The organism is Hymenobacter baengnokdamensis (assembly GCF_008728635.1).
Taxonomy (GTDB): domain Bacteria; phylum Bacteroidota; class Bacteroidia; order Cytophagales; family Hymenobacteraceae; genus Hymenobacter; species Hymenobacter baengnokdamensis.
Genome location: NZ_CP044285.1, coordinates 2,570,935 through 2,592,811, shown reverse-complemented (window position 1 = coordinate 2,592,811; position 21,877 = coordinate 2,570,935). Strand labels below are relative to the sequence as shown.

Below are 21,877 nucleotides of genomic sequence, written 5' to 3'. Positions count from 1 at the left end.
AACGCCCTATTCCGTCTTTTGCCGCTCTTTTCTCTCGCTAACGCCCTCATTTTCTTATGTTTACCCCCACGCCACCCCCGGCCTGAATCAACAGCAGGAAAACGCTCTGCAAGAAGTCGTCCAGGTCATCGACGAAGCCGTGACCAGCGGCCGCATCAATCCCACCGTGCGCACGGTCTTCCATCAGCTCGTTACCCAGACCCGGGCCCTGGCTCAGGGCGTGCCCGTGCCGGGCGCTACGGCCAGCCTGGAGCCGCTCACGGCCAGCACGGCGATGGCCGAAATCCAAGCCCGCCTGGCCGGCGCCTAATCGTTTCTCTTTTCTTCTTTTCTTCTCTCCCATGCTTACCCCCACCGAAAGCGCCGCCCTGCGGCAAGAGCACGCTGACTTTATGCAGCGCTGCACCTCCTACAAGGCCCTGCTCACCAATTCGGGCCTGCCCTTCTCGGTCGACCTGCCCACCCTCACCACGGCCTACGGCCAGCAGCTGTTTGAGCAGTTGCTTACCCTAGACAAGGGCCTCAAAGCCCGCTATGACCTGCTGCGCACCGACGAGGGCAAGCAGAAGCTCCTAGCTGCCACCATTGACACGGCCGGCCACGAAGTCATGGACCAGGTGAGCGCCGCCCTCACGGCGCTTACCCAGGCCTACCAGGGTATTTCGCTCGGTATGAGCCTGGGCTGGCTACACAACAAGTACAGTCTGGCGCAATTCGCCCAGTACTACGAGCTGGACCTGGCCCGCGTGCTGGAGGCGCTCACTATCGACTGGACGGGCAAGGAATACGTGCTGGCTTACTTCACGCAAATCGGGGACGAACTCACGCGCCTGCGCGACCTGTTCCGCCCGCTCGTGGGTACCAGCGCCCCGCTCGGGGTCGTCTTCGAGGTCCTGGCTTCCTGCTACCACGTGCAGCCCACCAACGAGCCACTCACCGTTGACGAGCGGCACCTGCACCAGCGCATCATGCCCGAGCTAAGCAAAAGGCAGGTGCTGAGTATGATTCCCCGTGCCAGTAAATAGTACCTGTCCACCCGCCCGCCTGGCTCAACTGCCGGCGGGCGGCCGTGGGGGCCCGCGCCGGCCCTACACGCGCCGCGACTACGCCTTCCTGGCCCAGCACTACCGCCACCAAACGGCCGCCGCCTGTGCGCGGGCCCTGGGCCGCACCACGGGCAGCGTGTACCGCTTCGTGGCTGGCCACCGGGGACTGCGCAAGCAAGGCCGCCCCTGAGCGACCTTATCGACTACCCGAAAAGAAACAGCCTCGACATGCTTAGGCTAGAGGTGTTTGCGGTTATAATGGGAAGATTCGCAAGATTTCTTCGGCACTGCGAAGACCCTCTGACGCACCACCAAAAGGCCGCTTAGGACATTAGTGCTCAGAGGGTAGAATAGCTTTTTGGTGTAGCTTAGCATTTCACTCAATCATTTTCATACCATGCCCACTTATCCCCACTCGCCTCCTCCTCCGATAATGATTTATGGGCAGCCTTGCTTGCGCGGCATCTCACAGGCCATCCCGGCTGATTACCCAACTGATGCATTACAAGGCCAAATAGACACATTGTTTGCTGTGCTGAATCCCACCAATGCGCTTAGTATTTCTGCTCCGCAAATCGGGTTAATGCTACGCTTGTTCGTGGTGAAAAATGTGGGCGCGTTTATTAACCCTATTATCACAGCAAATAGTGGAAATAGTGACACCCAAAGTTGTCCTGACGGATGCATTAGCATTCCTGGGTTTCAGGGAAGTACAGACCGACATACATGGGTTACATTGAAGTACCAAACGCTTGTCAACGGTGCACCCGTTTGGCAGCCTGAGCAAACCTATACGCAGCAGATGGCCTACGTTATCGAGCATGAGATGGACCACTTGAACGGTATCTTATTTATTGACCACCTTCCGTTACAAGCAGATTCTCTTGGTTACGACAAAGGTCAGTCTAACCTAAATAATCCCGGGCTACAGAACTATGTGAATGGCAATTACTTAGCTGACTACAACACACTACCTATCACCCAAGCCTAATCAGTCTACAGTCTTATGTCTACTACACCTCTTGCGATAGCTGCCTCGCTGCAACTGCCTCCCGTGCTCGTTTACGGTCACCCCGACCTACGCGGAGTTGCCCAAGCTGTTCCTTCGGATTACCCTATTGACGTGTTGCAAGACCATGCCAGCACGTTGTACCTGACCTGCGTTCAGTCTACGGGAGCAGCTATCGCTGCTCCCCAAATTGGACTACCACTGCGCTTTTTCATTGTCAAAAACGAATATTGTTCCCCAGCACTGCAAGGTCCTTTAGGGTACTTTGTATTCATCAATCCTTACTTCGAGCAGGCGTCAGGCTCCCGTGATGTACCTAACGATGGCTGCTTAAGTATTCCGGAATACATGCAGCAAGCTCCGCTGCCACCATCCAAGCGGTACACTGACTTTGTGTTCCACTTCCGAACCATTGACTATAGCGGTGAAAGCCCCATTATCGGTGCACCCCAAAGTCTTGTGTATACTTCAGCCGTACAGGACGATTTCGGCTGGCTTTTGCAACACGAAACGGACCATTTAGATGGCATACTTTTCATTGACCAGTTTGGGCCACCATCGTCGGATAATCCCAACGTAGATAATACTACTCTAACTACTATAAAGAACGCTGGCTACACTTCTCTTATGCATCCTTACGCTACCTTGCCCAAGCCGAAGGCCTAGCGAAAAGGCCTACGCTGCAAACTCATGCGCCTGCTTTATAGCTTTTGCACTTTTTATATCTGCGGCACGCAAGGTGTTTTACAAATACCTGCCTGATAGATTCAAGCTTGTTAAAAAATGTACAGAAAAGTTAATTAACAGGAAAAGAGAGGCGAGTAGGATTAGAAAGCGTAGCAACACAGCATGGCTGAGCATGGCCCCAATTTCTAAGTATAAGTTACTTACCCCGGCCCAGCGGCTAGCCTAGCTTTACCCTTGCGTTCAACAGCCCTTTTGTTTTTGATACGCCTTCAAAAACCTTGTCTGCCTCAGATGGGGCTTTTTTACGGGCTATTCTATTACCTAAACTTCTCACCTCCCATTAATCTTGCCAGCCATATCAGGTCCCCATGCCTCCTGATATTCGAGGTCTTTCAATGCCAAAAGGATATCGGAACGCATTACTTTTTCCATTTCTAACATATCAAAAATCATTTGCCCTCTAACTGCCAAACCAAGCTGCGATGGCCGAATCACAGTATGTTCAAAGAAAGAATTACCATTGACCTCAAGCAGTATTCCCTCTTGAAACAGAAGCAGTAAATCTCTTGCTACCGACATTACATCTTCACTAAGCTTTCCTGTAAATTCATGAAAACGAGAATTTAAAATGTTGAATTCCTCAAATTCATCCCGCCTACCGTAATAGGCAATTAAACATAAGTGGTTAAATGTTAGTCTATCAACAAGGTTTAGCACCTGATAAGCGGCCTGTTCTGATACGGAGGCATTGAATGTAACGTAGCTAAATATGCTAGAAACAAGCTGAACCTTTTTCTCCTGGAACTGTGCCCGGCATTTTAATAAAACCCCCTCCAATAATTCAGCTGCATTATTCGATAATGAAGTGTCTGTATTAAAGAATCCATCTTGCCGAGGCACCTGCTTATTAAGTAATCCCCTCCTGATGCTATCTGCTATATACTCGATGGAATTATCAAGGCGTATTCGCTCGCGTTGAGAGAGGGTACGCGATGCCATATCCTTAGCAGTTACATCTAATACAGATACTGCTGCAGCTGCCAGAACGCCCATGGGCCCCGATACTAAAGAAAGCAGTGCCCCGGTGGTTGCTGTAGCAGCTCCAATTACCTTGTTAGCTGTGTCTAATGATGCCATGTTTTTTGAAAGCAAATCTAATTCTGTACGTAGTAGCGTAAGACTTTCATAGCTCCAGTAGCCCTGCTGAAAGCTGGCCACGTCGGGCTGAGAATCAGAGTCAATGAGCAGTTGGTGAAGTGATAGCCAGTACACCAGATTAGGGTCGCCCGTAGGCGAGCGTACTTGGAAAGCCAGTAGCATATACTGCCAGCCAGCCCGCTGCCGACGCAGCACCACGCCCGCGTGCAGGCCGCGCAGCTGGCCCCGGTAAAGCTGCGTCGAGTCGGCCTGCGTTTGGAGTTCTGTTCACGTCGAGCAGGTGCTGGTGAGCCAGGCTTGCAGGTGTTCGGCCTGCACCAGGGCCGGAGCCAGCGGGCGCGCCGTGGGCCCGGTAAAGACTACCGTGCCTGTGGGGTAGTTGATTGGCCAGAAGGGTGCAACTGAGCGCACTACTTCGGCGGTAGAGCGCTGGGCGACTACTGGGCCAGCAGTAAGTAGGAAAAGCAGTAGCCTAACTTTGAAGAACCCAAGCTACGGCAACTATTGGCACTATGCTACTCGTGTGGGGTAGTGGCCCTTGCTATTTAGCAGGTTTAGCAGGTTTATAGTTCATGGCAGCATCTATGAGCTTTTTAGTCATATTTGATTGCTTCACATGCTGCTTATCAGCCAAGTCAAAACCTGAGCTTTCTAAAACTTCTGCTGCTAGCTTAAAGAACTCAAGGGTCTTTTCTTCATTTTGAAGAGTTTTAAGAAGAGCATCGCAGTAAGTTCCCATTGATTTAGAACTGTTTAGAAATGGCAAAGCATCTTTATTAACCAGCAAACGAAAAAGCATTATCAAATGAAACTTTGCTTTTCTAAACCGGGCATCTAATGCTTTCCTCCTAAAAATAGCCTCTAATTTATAGTAGGCCAAAGCGCTAGTGTAGTACGCAATATACGCTTGCCCTTCTTTGAAAATCTGTGACCCATCAGTGTTAAGCTTTTTCACAATGGAACCAAAAAAACTGGTAACCATATGAGGGTCACTTAAAAACATCGCAGAAAATGCCTTTATTTGTATGGGAATCGTGATAATACGTGCTTTAGGAACATTACTTTGAGTATTATACTGCTTAGCTCTTCTTTCGTAATAAAGTTTATTTTCATCATTGTAAGAATTATAGAATCTCTCGAGACCACGCTGAAACTCAGTTAAAGCAGCTAATTGCTCCTTTTTAATTGGCGTCTGATTATTAGTTGCAAGTGTAATCTGATTTTTTACTTCATCATCAGTTGTCACAATTAATTTTACGGGAACATATATTCCGTCCAACTCTTTATTATTTCTGTTATTAAAAAGAACATTGCTAGTCTGACATCCGTTTACGATTTGATAATCTTTGAGAACAAAATTATCGCTTGTACTAATTAGCTCACTAGCTACAATAGTGACACCATTATTTAAAACACTGAATAAGGTTGGCTGGTCACCATTAATAGTTTTATCAATAAGAGTATTTACATCATTTCCGACGCCCTGGAAATCACGCACGTTATCCTCAAATACATTTTTTAATCTATCATTTTCATCGACAATAATCTTTTTATATTCAGCAAAAGGCAGCAAACCTATATATGAAGCAGAAACACCAGAAATATTTGGAATGGTTATCTTTTTATCAAAATAAATCTTTGCCTGATTGGATTCTTTAGTTTTCCTGTAAAGATTTGTTATTTCCTTTGCTCCACACGGAAAAAAAGTTATATCATTAAAGAGGTTTTTTGCTTCCAACTCAACTAACCCGCTGTCAATAACTGCCTTATTATTTTGGTCGTTATTCCAAATACCAGTTGTAACGTAATAAAGTTTTAGATTAGGGTTTTTCCTGAAAAAGGAGGCTTGACTATAAATGTAATTTGAAATAGCAGAAAACCTTTCGATATCTTGATTGCGTACTAGTTTAGGATTGTCAGAAAAAAAGTCTTTTACACCGAAGAGGAAGGTGTTCATATCACTACTACTAAATCCAGTCGATGTCTTAGATTGCATCATCACGTATCTCACCTCTAGGTAGCCATTAGCTTCATGCAAATCTTCTACCTCGTCTATTGTTTCAACAATATTTCCATTTACTATTATGCATATACCATCAATTCCTGTGTCATTACCATTTCCTATGGTTGCAAACTCTAAATCAAATTGTTTATCATATTCATTAGATATGCAAGAATAATTGACTAATTTTTCAAAATCCCTCGACTCACCTTCTGATTTTATTTCTTGAGCTCGTAGTAGTTCATTCACGAGGCTGTCAGTGATTCTATCTAGTGGCATGACTTTTTAAGCTTGAGTATGGATGGGTAAAGCTCTAGCGTGGCGGCTGAATTCTAAGACAATGTCCCCTAAACAGTCCCCCCAGAACACAAAAAAGCCCCTAGCACAATGCCAGGGGCTTTTTTAGCAGAGAGGATGGGATTCGAACCCACGATAACCTTTTGGGCTATACACACTTTCCAGGCGTGCTCCTTCGACCACTCGGACACCTCTCTGAATGGGGCTGCAAAGATAGGGCGGAAAGATGATGAGGTAATCGCCGGGGCTGGCAAAAAGTGTGTTGCGACCCCGGAGTGCGAGCCGGCTATGGGCAGTAACTAACTGCTATAGCGTGATTTCACCGCGCAAATCCTGCGAGAGCTGCTGGCGGATTTGCGTTTCCGACAAGCCCAGGCCGAGGACAAACATGAGCTTGGTAATAGCCGCCTCGGTAGTGATATCGTCGCCACCGATAACCCCGAGGCTACTGAGCCGGGCACTGGTTTCGTAGCGCCCCTGGATAACGCGGCCTTCTTCGCACTGGCTTACGTTCAGGATAAACACCCCGCGCTGCTGAGCTTTTTCGAGGCAGGCCAAGAACCAGGGCGCAGTGGGCGCATTGCCCGAGCCGTAGGTTTCGAGCACGCAGCCGCGCAGGCCGGGCACGCTCAGCACCGCTTCGACCACGGCAGCCGTGATGCCCGGAAAAAGCCGCAGCACGGCAACCTTCTCTTCGAGCCGGTCGTGAATTCTGAGGCGGGCAGCAGGGAGCAGACGAATGCTTTTGTCGTTGAAATCCAGATTGATACCGGCCCGCGCCAGAGGCGGATAGTTTTCACTTTTGAAAGCGGCAAACTGCTGGCTTTCTACTTTTTTAGCCCGCGTGCCCCGAATAAGGATATCGTTAAAAAAAACGCCTACCTCGGGTAGGCGCACGGTGCGCGCGCGCGGGTGCCGGGCGGCGGCTATCTCCAGGGCCGTGAGCAGATTGCGGGTGGCATCGGAGCGGGTGCGGCCGACGGGCACCTGCGCCCCGGTAAATACCACGGGCTTATTCAGATGTTCGAGCAGAAAGCTAAGCGCCGCTGCCGAATAGGCCATGGTGTCGGTGCCGTGCAGTATCACAAAGCCATCAAAATCGGCATAGTGCTGGCCGATAAGCCAGGCCAGTTGCAGCCAATCGGCCGGGGTAACGTTGCTACTGTCAATAAGCTGCGGCAAGGCCAGCAGCTCGAGGCGGTAAGGTAGCTGCCGCAGCTCGGGCATCTTGCGGTCGAGCTTGTCGAAGTGCATCGGAACCAGCTCCTGGTGGCGGTTTACGGCCATGCCCACCGTCCCGCCCGTGTACAGGATAAGCAGCCGGGGCGCGGTGCGGTCGGTAGCATCGGTAGCGGTGGGCAGGGGCAGGGCGGAGAGCATAGGGAAAGCCAACGAAACGAGTAAGGCGCAGCAGCAAAGATGAGGACGGGCAGCAAGCCGGTTTTTAAGCAGCTTCTTTTTTTCACTTACCCCTGGTTCGCCAGCCGGAATAGCTCCTGAGCGTTGCGGGTGGTCGCCTCGGCCACTACCTCGGGCGACTGGCCCAACAGCGCGGCCACCCGGTGCAGCACCAGCGGCAGGTAGGCCGGCTCGTTGCGCTTGCCCCGATATGGTACCGGCGCCAGATAGGGGCAGTCGGTTTCGAGCACCAGATGCGCTAAGTCAACGTGCGGCAGCACTTTATCGAGGCCGCCATTCTTAAACGTAGCCACTCCGCCAATACCCATTTTAAAGCCCAGCCCAATAACGCGCTCAGCCTCCTCCAGGCTGCCCGAAAAGCAGTGAAAAACGCCGCGCAGGGAGCCATCCTGCGCTTCGGCCACGAGCGCAAACGCCTCCTCAAAGGCATCGCGGGTGTGCAGCACAATGGGCAGGTCGTACTGCCGGGCCAGGGCCAGCTGCACGCGCAGCGCCTCTTGTTGCTGCGGCAGATAGGTTTTATCCCAATACAGGTCGATGCCGCACTCTCCTACCGCCACGAAGGGGCGCTTACTGAGCCAGTCTTCGACCAGGCGTAGCTCCTTCTCAACTGTCGGACCCACCGAGCACGGGTGCAGGCCCATCATGGCGTGGCAGGTTTGGGGCGCGGCGGCTTCCAGCTCCAGCATGGCGTCGATGGTAGAGTGGTCCACATTCGGCAGCAGGATGGTGCCAACGCCGGCGGCCACGGCCCGGTGCAGGGCCTCAGCCTGGTCGGGCCGAAACTGCTCGGAATAGAGATGAGCGTGGGTTTCTATTAAATTCATATCGGAAATTATATATTCTAAAGCCGGCAGCTCAGCTTCACATAGGCCAGGTCGCCTTTGTAAAACACGTCTCCTTCCGGCGCCAGGCCGAAGCGTTGGTAAAAAGGCAGGGTACTTACCCGGGCGTCGCACCAGAGCGTGCGGGCCCCCTGCGCCCGCGCCACAGCCGTGATATGGCGCAGCAGCGCCGTGCCAAGTCCTCTACCCTGCCAGGCCGGGTCGGTGGCAAACTTGCGAAAGCGGGCCTCGCCATCGGTGACGAACAGCGAAATTACCGCCCGCAGCTCGCCGCCTGCTATTGCCCCGAAGTGCCGGCCGGCCGCATCGTCGGGCAATTGCACGTAGGCCAGGGGTTTATCGGGCCACAGTACAGCCTGGCGCAGGGCATAGGTCTGGGCCGGCGTAATAGGGATGATGCTATAGCTGCCGGGCGCTGACGGCTTAAGCTGAGTTGTCATTTTTTATATAGCTCATTAGTATATCCTTAGCGGTAAGCTCGACCTTTCCACTCGATACCGCGCCGGCCCAGGAGCCGCACCAGCGACAAGTGAGTAGTTAAGGCCAGCGAATATGCTTCAAAAGCCGGCACCAGCCACCAGGCGGGCCGGGCCATGCCGGCGCGGTGGCCGGCCGCCAGCGCGAGGGCATAGCTACTCAGTATTTTCAGGGCCAGCGCCGCCAGCGCCAGCCCTGGCCGGCCGGCCAGCGCCAGCCCCAGCGCCACCAGCCAGTAGCCGCTAAAAAACACCAGGCCGGCCTGCACGTGCCAGGGCAGCGCGGCTACTCCGTGCAGCCAGCGCAGGCGCTGCTGCACCAGGCTCCCCCACGAAGCCGCGGGCAGGGAAGTAGCGCGCACAGCCGGCTCGAAGAGCTGCCGAAAGCCGAAGCCGTGCGCATTCACGGCCTCAAATAAGGCAAAATCTTCGGTTACGGAGAAGGGTAAGGCCTCGTAACCGCCGGTGGACTGGTAAGCGGCCCGGGTGACAAGCATGTTGTTGCCCATGGCTGTCAGGGGCTGGCCGGCCTCGGTACCAACCTGAATCAGGGCCAGCGACAGCAGCCAGTCGAGGCGCTGCAAGCGGGCCAGCAGGCCAGGGCCAGCTATCACCGTGAGGCCCGTTACGGTACCCACGCCCGGCGCAGCATGCGCCAGCATGGCCGCTACCCAGGTTGGCGGCACAGCAATATCGGCGTCGGTAATGAGCAGGTAGTCGGCAGTAGCGGCGCGGGCCAGGTGCGCCAGCACGTTGGCCTTGCCACGCGCCCGGCCCAGGTTGTCAGTTATTGCAAGTACCTGGTAATTGCCTTCATACCCGGCCAGGGAAGCTTCGGCTACGGCGCGGGTTTGGTCGGTGCTGGCATCGTCGCCCACCAGAATCTCCAGCAGGCTGGCCGGGTAATCCAGCGAGCGCAGGCTGCCCAGGCAGCGCGGCAGGTTGCCTTCCTCGTTGCGGGCAGCCACCAGAATACTGACGCGCGGCCACGGCACAGGCCGGGCTACCGGCGTGGCCGCCCCGCGGCGCGTGGCCAGCCGCCAGGTAGCCCAGGCCATGAGCACCAGCCAGAGCAGGCAATACAAAAGCAAGGAAGGCAGCAAGCGATACGCGAGAAGGTGCCCGCAAAAGTACCTGCCAGGCGCGGCTGCCAGTCAGCACCCCGGCAGTCCGCTAGTAGAGTGCCGCAAACTCGTAGCCCTGCTCGCGGTACTGGGCCAGCAGCCGGGGCAGCAGAAAGCGCAGCGAGCGGCTGGCCTTGCGCGAGTCGTGCAGCACGATGATGTCGCCGGGCCGGGTATGGGCCAGGGCCAGGCGCAGGGCCCGCTCGGGCGCAAGGCCGGGGTCGTAGTCGCGGGTGAGCAGCGACCACATTACGACGCGGTAGTGCGGCCGCAGCAGCCGCAGCAGCGGCCAGGTGAGGCGGCCGTAGGGCGGCCGAAACAAAGGAAGCCGGGAAGCGGAAAGTGAGGGCGCAGCAGCACCGGGAATCAACTCTTCCTTACTTCTTACTAATTCCAGATTTCGCTCGCATTCGGCAATGCCGGCAATATATTCAGTATTTTTACTATTCCAGGCGCTGCGGTGGTGCTGGGTATGGTTGCCAAGCTGGTGGCCGGCGGCCAGCGCAGCACGGGCAATGTCGGGGTGGCGGGCTAGGTTGTCGCCTACGCAGAAAAACGTGGCGGGAGCCTGGTAGGCCGCCAGCTGCTCCAGCACCCAGGGCGTTTCTTCCGGAATGGGGCCGTCGTCGAACGTGAGGTAGAGCTGCGGCCGGCCGCTGGCCCCGACGGGCGCCCCGTGCCACTCGCTGCCCGGAAATACGGGACGCAGCCAGGCAGGCGGGCGGGTTAGCGGATTAGAAAGCAGCAACACGAAACCGAAATGAGCAGACGCAGGTACTTAAGCAGGCGGCGGAACGGCTTGCGGCTGCAAACTTACCGCCTTTGGGCTTTTTTGTGCCCGCCGCCTGGCTCACTTCTGCAACCTATTTACCTCACTTGTATGCCCCGCAAATCCTTCTCCGAGCTCATCAACAGCCCCGGCATGCCGGTATTAGTCGATTTTTATGCCGACTGGTGCGGGCCCTGCAAAACAATGGCGCCCATTTTGCAGCAGGTAGCGGCCCAGCACGAGGGCAAGCTGCGCATCATTAAAATCGACGTCGATAAAAACCAGGCCGTAGCCCAGCAGTTCCGGGTGCAGAGCATTCCGACGCTTATTCTGTTTCATAAGGGGCAGCCGGTGTGGCGGCAGGCGGGCGTGGTGCCGGCCAGTCAGCTTACGCAGGCCGTAGGAGCTTATTTATGAGCAACTGCCCGGCCGCAAACTAAATGCCAGGGGTGAGCGTTGGCCCAACGCCGCCCCCTTGGGTGGTAATTTGCGTGTATGTTCCGAGTGCTCCGATTTTATATAGTAAGTAGCCTTAGTATCTTATTTTTCAGCTTACCGCAGCACCTGGCAGCCCAAACCCGGCACATCTTGAGCGGCGTGGTGCGCGGCGACGATGGCACGGCCTTGCCGGGCGCTTCGGTGGCGGTGCCGGCGCTGAGCCTGGGCACTACCACCGAGGCTGACGGTAAATTCAGCCTGAGTCTGCCCGAGGGACCGCAGCAGGTGGCCGTGTCCTTTGTGGGTTATGTTACCCAAACGCTGACGGTAGACCTGCATCGCAATCAGCAGCACAGCTTTACGCTGGCAGCTTCTACCAATGAGCTGGGGGAGGTAGTGGTGCAGGGCCAGCAAACGCTGCGCGAAAAGCTGCAATCGACCCAGATGGGCGTCGAGCACCTCAGCATTCGGGAAGCCAAGCTGTTGCCGGCGCTGTTCGGGGAGGTTGATATTCTGAAGACCCTGCAGCTAAAGCCCGGCGTGCAAAGCGGCGGCGAGGGCAGCAGCGGGCTTTTTGTGCGGGGCGGCGGCTCCGACCAGAACCTGGTGCTGCTCGATAATGTGCTGGTGTACAACCCCAACCACTTGTTCGGGCTTTTTTCGGTTTTTAATCCGGATGCCGTGCAGAGCGTCGATTTATATAAGTCGGGCTTTCCGGCGCAGTTTGGTGGGCGGCTGTCGTCGGTGGTCGATGTGAAGCTGCGCGAAGGCAACCGCCAGAAGTTCGTAACTACGGGCGGCATCGGGCTCATCTCGTCGCGCCTGAGCTTCGAAGGCCCCATTCAGCAGGGAAAAGGTTCGTTTATCGTGTCGGGCCGGCGCACGTACTTCGACATTTTCACGCGGGCGCTCAACCGGGCCAATGCGCACAAAGAGGACTATAGCCCCATTCCGGATTATTATTTCTACGATTTCAACGCCAAGGGCAACTACAAGCTAGGCGAGAAGGACGAGGTATTTTTTACGGGCTACCTGGGGCGCGATGTGTTCGGCTTTACGTCGCCCAGCGGCTTTACGGCCGCTTTTACCTGGGGCAACACGCTCGGGGCGCTGCGCTGGCAGCACGTTTTCTCGCCCCGGCTGACGATGAATAATTCGGTCGGAGTGACCTCGTATAAGTACAACCTGGGCAATAGCGTCGACCAGTTCAGCTTCAACCTGGGCTCGACCATCTTGGATTATAGCGGGCACAGCGACTTCGACTACGTGCCCAACGACCGGCACACTATCAAGTTCGGGGCGGTGCTCACGCACCACGACTTTGGCGTGGGCCGCCTGCAGCGCAGCTCGCAGGATAACAGCGTCAACATCAACGCCGACGTAAGCTATACGGGCGCGGAAGGTGGAATATATGTTTCCGACAATATTAAAGCCAGCGACAAGCTTCAGCTCGAAGGGGGCCTGCGGCTCACGGGCTTTCAGAGCGGCACCGACCACTTTGGCGGGCTTGAGCCCCGCGCCTCCGCCCGCTACTCGCTCTCCGACAAGATTTCGCTTAAGGGCAGCTACGCGCTCATGTATCAGTACGTGCACCTGGTGTCGAACTCGGGCGCCTCGCTGCCGACCGATATCTGGTACCCGTCGCGCTTATCCGTAAAGCCCGAGCGCTCGCAGCAGGTAAGCACCGGGCTGAGCTTTTTGCTGGGCGAGGGCAAGTTTCTGCTTACCGATGAAGTGTACTACAAATGGTCGCAAAACCAGATTGACTTCAAAGACGGGGCGCAGATTTTTGCCAACAACGACCTGAACTCACAGTTCTTGTTCGGGCACGGCTGGGCGTATGGCAACGAGCTGTACCTGGAAAAGAAAACTGGCAAAACCACCGGCTGGGTTGGCTACACGCTGGCCTGGACCAAGCGCAACTTTCCGCCGCAGCTCGGCACCACCGGCATCAATAATGGCCAGGATTTTTACCCCAACTACGACCGACGCCACAACCTAACGGTAGTGGTGATGCACGAGTTGAGCACGCGCATCTCCCTCACCGCCAGCTTTGTGTACACATCCGGGGCTCCTACTACGCTGCCGCTGGGCCGCTTTGCCTTGCAGGATATTTACCAGGGCGGCATCCAGGCGGTGCCGGTGTACCCCGACCGCAACTCGTACCGCATGATTCCTTATCATCGCCTCGACCTGGGCATGGTGTATAAGCTGGCGCCCTCGCGCATGGGGGGCGAGCGCGACCTGACGTTCAGCATCTACAACGCTTACAACCGGCGTAATGCCTACTTCATCTACTTCGAGCAAATCCGGGATAAGACGACCGATATGGTAACCGGCTACAAGGCGCAGCAGGTATCCTTATTCCCGTTGATTCCATCGGTAACGTACAATTTCAAATTCTAACTGCGGATTTGTTGGATTGCCCGTTTTTGAAGTCAATTTTTTAGCCGAAGATTATGTTTAGCCGAATAATAGAGAAGCCTGTTGGGTTTTTGGGTCTGGTGGGCGGTATCAGCCTACTGGCGGGCTGTGGCAAGCTGCAAAACGACGCGAACGTACCCCTGCCCTATTACGCCAACCAGCTGGTGGCCGAGTGCTACCTCGAAAATGGCAAAGTGCCCGTCCTTACCGTGACCGAATCGGTACCTTATCTGGATGATGGCCAGGCAATAGCGGCTGGCTCGCAGGTGCTCGCGCTGCCCAATGGCCAGACCGTGCAGCTGCCTACCGACGTAACCGTGACGCTGACGCTGCCGGGCGGCCAGCCCATGCCCCTACGCTTCAGCCCCGGCGTTGATGCGGCTACGGGTAAGTATCATACCCACATTGGCAGCACGGCGCTGGTCGCGCAGGCCGGGCAGCAGTTTGGGCTCGATGTGCAGGACAAGCGGGGCCGGCATATCACGGGCACTGCCATTGTCCCCACTTTCATTCCTATCGACTCGGTAAAATACAAGTTTAATGGCCTGACCGGCGACAACAAGAAAGCCTACTTCGTGACCAAGTGGACGGACCCCGGTGCCACTACCGACTTCTATCGGCTACAGCTGCACAAGGGCAAACCCGCCAACAATACCGAAACCGATAACGACATCAGCGATAAGCTCTTCAACGGCCAGTCGTACGCGCAGGTAACCACCTACCGCTTCAAGCCCAACGATACCGTAACGGCCACGCTCTACCACGTCGATTCGCTGTATTACGACTTCCGGCAATCGACGCGCAATGCCCGCAATGCCAACGGCAACCCGTTTGCGCAGCCCTCGGCCATTCACAGCACGGTGCAGGGCGGCCTGGGCGTGTTTTCGGTATTGGTGAGCGACACGCGCACGGTATATTTGAAATAAGTAACGTTAGGCAGGTGGGTCGCGGAGGGCGACTCACCTGCCTAACGTCAGCGAAGTAGCTTAATCCGGCATGGAAGCTTAGCCAGCCAATACTGCCTTCATAAGAGCAGTAAGCCGGGGCTCGGCAGTGGCGGCGGCAGCCAGAATATCACTGATAACCACCGGCTTGAGCTGGCCAGGGTAGCACAGGTCAGTAATAACCGACACGGCCAGCACCGGCAAACCCAGGTGGCGGGCAGCAATAACTTCGGGCACGGTACTCATACCCACCGCATCGGCCCCGATGGTGCGCAGGTAGCGGTACTCGGCGGGCGTTTCGAGCATGGGGCCGGGCACGGCCACGTACACGCCGCGCTGAGTGGTGCTGCCCTGGCCCAGCGCCACGGCCGCGGCGCGGGCGCGGGTCAGCAGACTGGCATCGTAGGGAGCAAACATATCGGGAAAGCGCGGGCCAAGCTCGTTGAGATTGGGGCCAATAAGCGGATTGGTAGGCAGCAGGTTGATGTGGTCCTCAATCAACATCAAATCGGAGATGGCAAACTCAGGGTTCAGCCCGCCGGCCGCGTTGCTTACAAACAGCTGCTTTATGCCCAGCAGCTTGAGCACCCGCACCGGCAGCACCACTTGCGACATGGTATAGCCTTCGTAGTAGTGAAAGCGGCCCTGCAGCACGGCTACCGGCTGCCCGCTCAGCGTACCTAATAGTAGGCGGCCCGCATGGCTTTCCACGGTCGAAACCGGGAAATTCGGAATATCCGTGTAGCTGATTTCGTGCTGCACCTCAACCTCCTGGGCCAGCGCGCCCAGGCCAGTACCGAGAATGATACCGGTAGTGGGCTGAAAATTATCACTATGGGCCTGAATATAGGTAACTGCTGCTTGAATGGCTTGCATGATAAGATAATCAGGTAGCGTATTGGTGTTCTTTGGGGCTAGCTCTTCACAGCTTAGCTGCCAGCCCTACTGCACGGCCAGCTTATCATTGCTGGGGTCGGCGTCGAGGTACAGGCCGTGGTCGAAGGCTACTGCTTGCACCGCCTTGCCGGCCGGCACCGTAATGGTAGTCTGCTGCTGGTTGGCCCGCCAGATTTCGGGCGAGCGGTGCAGGGTTTCGGTGCTGCCATCGGCGTAGCTCACCTTCAAATCGACGGGCACCGTGAAGCCGCCCACATTCTGAATGGTAACTACCGTGCCCTGGGTCGTTTTTTCGGCCTTGGTAAGTGCCAGGTCGATGTAGCCATTGGTGAAAAACCAGTTGTTGAAAAACCAGCTCAAATCCTGGCCCGCGGCACTGCTCATGGAGTTGAAATAATCCCACGGAATAGGATGCTTGCCGTGCCAGCGATTCATATACTCGTGCAGGCATTTCTTAAACAGCTCATCGCCGAGCAGGTCTTTCAGAGCCAGGTAGCTGAGCGAGGCTTTCACGTAAGAGTTGTTGCCGTAGCCGGCCTTCAGCTCGCTGCTGGGCGTGATGGTGGGCAGGTCTTCGGCCGTGCTGGGGTCGTGAATCCAACGGTTTACACGAAATTTCCGATATAAGTCGTCGGCTTCGGCCCCGCGCTCGGTGCGCCCGATGAGCAGCTCGAACGTGGTGGCCCAGCCTTCATCCATGAAAGCGTAGCGGCTCTCGTTGATGCCCATGTAAAACGGGAAGTAGGTGTGGGCAATTTCGTGGTCCTGCACAAACTGCCCGAATTTTTCGTCCTTCTGCGGACTGTCGTTCACCATCATCGGGTATTCCATGTCGGCAAAGCCCTGGAAAGCCGTCATTTTCGGAAACGGGTAGGGCACGCCGGGCCAGTTGCGCGAAAACCAGCCCAGCGCGTTCTGCCCGTATTTTACCGACGAGTGAAAGTCGGCCGTCGAGTCAGCAAAGGCGGCCTGCATGCTGGCCCGACGCTTGGTGGCGGGGTCCACTATCACGCTGGCGGCATCCCACACGTAGTGGTCGCTCAGCCCTACCGTCATGTCAGAAATATCGTTGGCCTTCCACACCCAGATATTGAAGGGCTGCTGCGCGGTGATGTCCTTTTTGGCAAGGTCGGCTGCGGTGGCTATGTGAATTACCGCCTCGCTGGTCATCGATTTTTCCAGCCGCTTGGCGTAGGTGGGCTGCAACACCTGCTTCGGGTTCTGGAGCGTGCCGGTGGCCCACACCAGGTAGTTGGCCGGCACCCGCACTCGCAGGGTGTAGTTATTGAAGTCGTTATAAAACTCCTTGCTGTCCACGAAGGGCAAGCGGTCCCAGCCGTTGTAGTCATCATACACCGCCACGCGCGGGTAGAAATACGCCAGGAAGTACGTCGTTTTGTCAATCATACCCTCGCGCCCGCTTTCCAGCGAAATGGGAAAGTGCCAGGCAAACGAGAGGCGCACCGAGTCCTGGGGCATGAGCGGGCGGGGCAGCGCAATCGTTTGGGCCGTGGCCTGGCCCCGCCCGTTGTAAGGCCGCGCCTGCCCGCCCACGGCAAACGAGTCGATGGATACGCCTTCGGTCAGGTAAGCGGGCGAAGCATCGCCGTCGCGCGACACGCCGGGCTGGTGAATATTCTGAATAAGCCGGATAACCAGGCTTTTCAGCGTATCGGGGCTGTTGTTGAAATACGTTATGTGTTCGCGGCCTTTAATGTCGCGGGCGGGCGGCGCGGCCTGCACCGTAATATCGTAGCGGGCCGTATTCTGCCAGTACCGGGGGCCGGGCCGGCCGTCGGCGGCGCGGGTGCCTTTGGCAAAGGCCCGCTTGATGTCGCGGGGCTGGTAGAGGGTGGTTTGGGCGTCGGCCGTCTGGCCGACGCCAGCCAGCAGCAGGGTGCCAAAGGCAGCTTGGCAGAAAAGGCGTTTCATGGGCATAGATTACAAAAGAACGTCAGATGAGCATGACGTTCTTTGTTTATAAACAATAGGTTAACTACTTTATTTCCAGCTCATAGGGCAGGCGGGCCTGCACGCCCCGCATCTGCATGAGCTGCTGGTACTGGCGCACGGCCGGGTAGAGCGGGCCCAGCTTGGCTTGCAGCAGGCGGGCTTCGGCGGCAGCCTGGTCGTCGTCATTGTCGCTCATAAAGCGGCTGAAGAACTTCTCCACGCCCGATTTCTGGCGCGGCAGGCGCTGCACCTGGTAGTCGTCGGCCTTGAGGTGGGCGCGGGCGGCGGCAATGCGCAGGGCATCCTCATACGAGCCCAACACATCGACGAGGCCGATTTTCTTGCCTTCGGTGCCGCTCCACACCCGGCCCGAGGCAATGCGGCGCAGGCGCTCGACGGGCATATGGCGGCCCAGCGCAGCTTTGCTGGTGAAGTCGGCATAGATGGTATTGACTTCCAGCTGCAATTGCTGCTTCTCGTAGGGCGAGAGGGCGCGGGTGATGGTGGGCAAGTCGGAGAATTTGCCGGTGGTCACGCGGTCCACGGTAATGCCGAGCTTGTCGGCCAGCAGGGGCTGAATGTTGGGCAGCACCCCAAACACGCCGATACTGCCCGTAATGGTATTGGGGTGGGCCACAATGGTATCGCAGGCCATGCTGATGTAGTAGCCGCCCGAGGCCGCCACGTCGCTCATGCTGGCGATAATGGGCTTCACCTTTTTGGTCAGCAGCACCTCGCGGTAAATAATATCAGAAGCCAGCGACGAGCCGCCGGGCGAGTTCACGCGCAGCACCACGGCCTTCACCTTGTCGTCGAGCCGTGCCTTGCGGATAGCTTCGGCAAACTTGTCGCTGCCGATGTTATCGTCGGAGCCTTTGCCGGTCACAATATCGCCTTCGGCATATATTACCGCAATGCGGTTGCCGCTGGTTTTACCCTCCTTCTCGTCGGCGCGGCTGGCATCCTGGTAGTCGCTCAGGCTCACGAGGCCAGGCTTTTTATCGGCTTTGAGACCCAGCTTACCGCGCAGATAATCCTGCACCTGGTCGAAGTAGCCAAGCCGGGTTACCAGGTGCAGCCGCAGGGCATCCGGGGCATTGTGCACCAGCATCGAGTCGGAGATAACGTGCAGGCGGGCCACCGGAATCTGGCGGCTTTCGGCCACCTGCCCAATCATGTGGTCGTTGAGCGAATTGAGATACGTAACCGTCTGGTAGCGGGCCGAGTCGGAGAAGTTTTCGCGAAAAAACGGCTCCACGGCACTCTTGAACGAGCCCACCCGGAAAATGTAGGGCTCAATGCCGGCCTTGTCGAACAGCCGCTTATAAAACATCACCTCCGAGCTCAGGCCATTGAATTCGAGCGTGCCCTGCGGGTGCAGGTAAATCTCGTCGGCCACCGACGAAAGGTAGTAGCTTTTCTCGGACGAAATCTCGTGGTAGGCCACGATGAACTTGCCCGATTTCTTGAAGTCGAGCAGCGCGTCGCGCACTTCTTCGAGCGAGGCCATGCCGCCCTGCACCAGCTCCAGGTTTAGCAGAATGCCCTTGATATCGTCGTCGGTTTTGGCCCGGCGAATCGCGCCCTTCAGCCCTACCAGGCCGATGGTGGAGCCGTTGCCGCCGAAAAGGTCGGCGGCCTGCCGGCGCTCCGAAATAGGCTTGTCGAGCTTCAGCTCCAGCACCGAGTTGCTGGCCACCGACTTATCGGCGCTGCTGCTCCCGATGGCCGCTACTATGCCGGCCAGCAGCACAAAGCCCAGCACCGAAAACAGCACCAGCCCCACTAAGGTAGCCAGCACAAACTTGAAGAATTGTTTCATATAAAATTGCAGATTTTGTAGCTCGCGCGGCGCTTGCAGAGGTAGACAGTGCGCGTAAGCTTTTGAAAACGCGCAGCAAGATACACGCCGCAACAGGGCATCACCACCTCTATTAACTGTATCGCGCCTGCTAACCCGGCATTACGGATGCAACAGCTTACTACCACGCTGGCTCAATCTGCAAATGCTACTAGGCTGGGCGGGTCAATAGTCATATTTCTCCTGCCACCAGCCGCGCAGGCGCTCCCTTATTTTTTGCTCGGCGGGGTTATCGCCAGGGTCGTAGTAGCGGGTCCCGCTGAGGGCATCGGGCATAAACTCCTGGTAGGTAAAATTGCCTTCGCCGTTGTGCGAGTACTGGTACGCTTTTCCGTAGCCCAGCTCTTTCAGCAGCTTGGTGGGCGCATTGCGCAGGGGCACTGGCACGGGGTGCACGCCTGCGGCCCGCACCTGGGCCTGCGCCGCCCGAATGGCCGTGTAGGCCGCGTTGCTCTTGGGCGAAGTGGCAAGGTAAATAACCGTTTGCGAGAGAATTAAGTCCGACTCGGGCAGGCCGATAACGGTGCAGGCCTGGAAGCAGCTCTGCGCCAGCAGCAGGGCATTGGGGTTGGCATTGCCAATATCTTCGGACGAGAGTATGAGCAGGCGGCGGGCAATAAACTTGACGTCTTCCCCCCCTTCGAGCATCACGGCCAGGTAGTAGAGCGCGGCGTTGGGGTCGGAGCCGCGAATGCTTTTGATGAAGGCCGAAATAACGTCGTAGTGCATTTCGCCGCCCTTGTCGTAGCGGGCCAGCGGGCGCTGGGCGGTTTGCTGCACGGCCGCGTCGGTGAGCTGCACCCGGCCGTCGGCTGCGGGCGGGGTGCTTTGCACCACCAGCTCCAGCAGGCCCAGCAGCTTGCGCGCATCGCCGCCGCTGAGGGCCAGCAGGGCGTGGTCTTCGACCACATCAACCGGGATTTTACTAAGCACTTCATCCTCAGCTAGTGCCCGGCGCACTATCTCGCGCAGCGTTTCGGCGCTCAGCGCCTCCAGGGTGTACACCTGGCAGCGCGAAAGCAGGGCCGGAATTACTTCAAACGACGGGTTTTCGGTAGTGGCCCCAATGAGCGTGACGGTGCCATTTTCCACCGCGCCCAGCAGCGCATCCTGCTGGGCTTTGCTGAAGCGATGAATCTCATCAATAAACAGAATGGTGCCTGCCTGTTTCTTAGCGCGGTCGATAACCTCGCGCACGTCCTTCACGCCGGCATTAATAGCCGAAAGCATTGTAAAGGGTCGTTTTAGCTCCTCGGCCAGCAGCAGGGCCAGGGTGGTTTTGCCCACGCCGGGCGGCCCCCACAAAATGAGCGAGGGCAGCCGCCCGGCGGCCAGGTAGCGGCGCAGCACGCCGCTCTCGCCGAGCAGATGCGTCTGGCCGGCGTAGTCCTGCAAGCGGTGCGGGCGGCGGCGCTCGGCCAAAGGGGCAAGGTTAGGAATATCAAAAAGGGAAGCCATCAGCAAACAGTACGGCAGTAGGGCGAACTTTGTAGCTCGTGCCCCCGCCTTGTTCGCACTACACTAGTGCAACGGCGCAGGGACGCGAACTACAAAGTTCGCCCTACTCCTTATGGTTTCTAAGTTTCGCCTGCATACGGCGCTGTTTCTGGTTTCGCTTATCTACGCCGCTACCTATAGCCTCGCCAAGGATATTATGCCGCACTACATGCAGCCCTTGGGCATCGTGACGCTGCGCATTGTTGGCGCGGCGCTGTTTTTTGGTATTCTGAAGCAGTTTGTGGCCCCCCAGGAGCGCATCAGCGGGCGGGCCGACAACCTGCGGGCAATCCTATCGGGTGTGCTGGGCATTGGCCTCAATCAGCTGTCATTCTTCGCGGGCCTCAACCTGAGCACACCCATCAATGCCTCGCTGCTCCAAACCATTTCGCCCATTGTCGTGGTGCTGGCCTCCGCCCTATTGCTCAAGGACAGGATAACGCTTCCCAAAGTAGTCGGCATTTGCCTGGGGGCAGCCGGCGCAGCGGCACTCATTCTCAGCCGCCCCAGCAGCGGCGCAGTGCCGCAGGCGGCGCTGCTCGGCAACCTGTTTTTGCTGGTCAATGCCACAGTATTTGGTCTCTACCTGGTAGTAGTAGCCCCGCTTATGCGCACTTACCACGCCTTTACGGTGCTGGCGCGCATATTTCTGGTGGGCGCCGTCATTGCGGTGCCCGCCGGGTTGCCGCAGGCTATCAGAGCCAATTATAGCAGCTTTCCGCTCTACATCTGGGCTGAAATCGGCTACATGGTATTTTTCCTGACTATATTAGCTTACTTATTGAATAACTGGGCCCTGAAGTATGCTACGCCATCGCTGCTGGGCGTCTACATTTACTTGCAGCCCGTACTGGCGGTTCTCATTGCCGTGGCAACCGGCAAGGACACGCTTACCTGGGACAAAGCCTGGCAGGCGGCGCTCATTTTTGTGGGCGTGTGGCTGGTAAGCAAGAAGCCGAAGCCGGTGCCCGCGGCCAACCCGCCGTTTGCCCCGGCCCCGACTCCAGACTAATACATGTCGGCGGTGGCTG

General features: G+C 56.6%; 21 protein-coding genes and 1 tRNA gene. 9 read left to right on the top strand and 13 right to left on the bottom strand.

The window, feature by feature from the left end:
• Positions 1 to 139 precede the first annotated feature (139 nt).
• The 5 genes from F6X24_RS18980 (at position 140) to F6X24_RS10995 (ending at position 2,721) form a co-directional block, all read left to right on the top strand.
• Positions 140 to 310: a hypothetical protein gene (locus F6X24_RS18980; RefSeq protein ID WP_191906294.1), complete on the top strand. Its 171-nt coding sequence runs from the start codon at positions 140 to 142 to the stop codon at positions 308 to 310.
• Between the two features lie 31 nt (positions 311 to 341).
• Positions 342 to 1,025, top strand: a complete 684-nt coding sequence (locus F6X24_RS11010; RefSeq protein ID WP_151088042.1) for a hypothetical protein — start codon at positions 342 to 344, stop codon at positions 1,023 to 1,025.
• Entirely contained in the window at positions 1,012 to 1,236 is a 225-nt protein-coding gene (locus tag F6X24_RS11005) for a hypothetical protein (protein WP_151088041.1), read from the top strand. Before F6X24_RS11010 ends, F6X24_RS11005 begins: the two co-directional genes overlap by 14 nt.
• Positions 1,237 to 1,443: 207 nt before the next feature.
• Positions 1,444 to 2,037, top strand: coding sequence for a peptide deformylase (locus tag F6X24_RS11000; protein WP_151088040.1), 594 nt, complete (start codon positions 1,444 to 1,446; stop codon positions 2,035 to 2,037).
• Between the two features lie 15 nt (positions 2,038 to 2,052).
• Positions 2,053 to 2,721 (top strand): peptide deformylase, encoded by a 669-nt coding sequence (locus F6X24_RS10995; RefSeq protein ID WP_151088039.1) that lies wholly within the window; start codon positions 2,053 to 2,055, stop codon positions 2,719 to 2,721.
• Positions 2,722 to 3,072: 351 nt separating this feature from the next.
• Here F6X24_RS10995 and F6X24_RS10990 read toward each other — a convergent pair whose 3' ends face one another.
• The 9 genes from F6X24_RS10990 to F6X24_RS10955 all read right to left on the bottom strand — a co-directional run bounded on the left by F6X24_RS10990 (position 3,073) and on the right by F6X24_RS10955 (position 10,814).
• A complete protein-coding gene (locus F6X24_RS10990) occupies positions 3,073 to 4,062 on the bottom strand; it encodes a hypothetical protein (protein ID WP_151088038.1) in 990 nt (329 codons plus the stop codon).
• Positions 4,063 to 4,167: 105 nt separating this feature from the next.
• Positions 4,168 to 4,311 carry a hypothetical protein gene (locus F6X24_RS18975; RefSeq protein ID WP_191906293.1) on the bottom strand — a complete coding sequence of 48 codons (144 nt, stop codon included), beginning with the start codon at positions 4,309 to 4,311 and terminating at the stop codon, positions 4,168 to 4,170.
• A gap of 130 nt (positions 4,312 to 4,441) precedes the next feature.
• Positions 4,442 to 6,151 carry an AIPR family protein gene (locus tag F6X24_RS10985; RefSeq protein WP_229725041.1) on the bottom strand — a complete coding sequence of 570 codons (1,710 nt, stop codon included), beginning with the start codon at positions 6,149 to 6,151 and terminating at the stop codon, positions 4,442 to 4,444.
• Between the two features lie 157 nt (positions 6,152 to 6,308).
• A tRNA-Ser gene (locus F6X24_RS10980) sits at positions 6,309 to 6,396 on the bottom strand.
• 109 nt (positions 6,397 to 6,505) lie between these two features.
• Positions 6,506 to 7,579: an asparaginase gene (locus F6X24_RS10975; RefSeq protein WP_151088036.1), complete on the bottom strand. Its 1,074-nt coding sequence runs from the start codon at positions 7,577 to 7,579 to the stop codon at positions 6,506 to 6,508.
• Between the two features lie 86 nt (positions 7,580 to 7,665).
• On the bottom strand, positions 7,666 to 8,445 hold the full coding sequence (locus F6X24_RS10970; protein WP_151088035.1) for a TatD family hydrolase: 780 nt from the start codon (positions 8,443 to 8,445) through the stop codon (positions 7,666 to 7,668).
• A gap of 17 nt (positions 8,446 to 8,462) precedes the next feature.
• Positions 8,463 to 8,903: a GNAT family N-acetyltransferase gene (locus tag F6X24_RS10965; protein WP_151088034.1), complete on the bottom strand. Its 441-nt coding sequence runs from the start codon at positions 8,901 to 8,903 to the stop codon at positions 8,463 to 8,465.
• Between the two features lie 26 nt (positions 8,904 to 8,929).
• Positions 8,930 to 10,042, bottom strand: a complete 1,113-nt coding sequence (locus F6X24_RS10960) for a glycosyltransferase (RefSeq protein WP_151088033.1) — start codon at positions 10,040 to 10,042, stop codon at positions 8,930 to 8,932.
• Positions 10,043 to 10,112: 70 nt separating this feature from the next.
• Positions 10,113 to 10,814: a polysaccharide deacetylase family protein gene (locus F6X24_RS10955; protein WP_229725040.1), complete on the bottom strand. Its 702-nt coding sequence runs from the start codon at positions 10,812 to 10,814 to the stop codon at positions 10,113 to 10,115.
• A 129-nt stretch (positions 10,815 to 10,943) separates the two neighbouring features.
• On the opposite strand from F6X24_RS10955, the gene trxA reads away from it, so the two are divergent.
• The 3 genes from trxA to F6X24_RS10940 all read left to right on the top strand — a co-directional run bounded on the left by trxA (position 10,944) and on the right by F6X24_RS10940 (position 14,620).
• Positions 10,944 to 11,249: a thioredoxin gene (gene trxA, locus F6X24_RS10950; protein ID WP_151088032.1), complete on the top strand. Its 306-nt coding sequence runs from the start codon at positions 10,944 to 10,946 to the stop codon at positions 11,247 to 11,249.
• A gap of 78 nt (positions 11,250 to 11,327) precedes the next feature.
• On the top strand, positions 11,328 to 13,676 hold the full coding sequence (locus F6X24_RS10945; RefSeq protein WP_151088031.1) for a TonB-dependent receptor: 2,349 nt from the start codon (positions 11,328 to 11,330) through the stop codon (positions 13,674 to 13,676).
• A 53-nt stretch (positions 13,677 to 13,729) separates the two neighbouring features.
• A complete protein-coding gene (locus F6X24_RS10940; protein WP_151088030.1) occupies positions 13,730 to 14,620 on the top strand; it encodes a DUF4249 domain-containing protein in 891 nt (296 codons plus the stop codon).
• Between the two features lie 78 nt (positions 14,621 to 14,698).
• On the opposite strand, the gene F6X24_RS10935 is transcribed toward F6X24_RS10940, so the two are convergent.
• The 4 genes from F6X24_RS10935 to F6X24_RS10920 form a co-directional block, all read right to left on the bottom strand.
• Positions 14,699 to 15,514: a purine-nucleoside phosphorylase gene (locus tag F6X24_RS10935; protein WP_151088029.1), complete on the bottom strand. Its 816-nt coding sequence runs from the start codon at positions 15,512 to 15,514 to the stop codon at positions 14,699 to 14,701.
• Between the two features lie 66 nt (positions 15,515 to 15,580).
• The gene (locus tag F6X24_RS10930; protein ID WP_151088028.1) at positions 15,581 to 17,467 is read right to left on the bottom strand and encodes a M1 family metallopeptidase; all 1,887 of its coding nucleotides are present in this window, start codon (positions 17,465 to 17,467) and stop codon (positions 15,581 to 15,583) included.
• A gap of 64 nt (positions 17,468 to 17,531) precedes the next feature.
• Positions 17,532 to 19,310, bottom strand: a complete 1,779-nt coding sequence (sppA, locus tag F6X24_RS10925; protein WP_151088027.1) for a signal peptide peptidase SppA — start codon at positions 19,308 to 19,310, stop codon at positions 17,532 to 17,534.
• 204 nt (positions 19,311 to 19,514) lie between these two features.
• Positions 19,515 to 20,807, bottom strand: coding sequence for a replication-associated recombination protein A (locus F6X24_RS10920; protein WP_151088026.1), 1,293 nt, complete (start codon positions 20,805 to 20,807; stop codon positions 19,515 to 19,517).
• A 112-nt stretch (positions 20,808 to 20,919) separates the two neighbouring features.
• On the opposite strand from F6X24_RS10920, the gene F6X24_RS10915 reads away from it, so the two are divergent.
• Positions 20,920 to 21,858 carry a DMT family transporter gene (locus F6X24_RS10915; RefSeq protein ID WP_151088025.1) on the top strand — a complete coding sequence of 313 codons (939 nt, stop codon included), beginning with the start codon at positions 20,920 to 20,922 and terminating at the stop codon, positions 21,856 to 21,858.
• Positions 21,859 to 21,877: the final 19 nt, after the last annotated feature.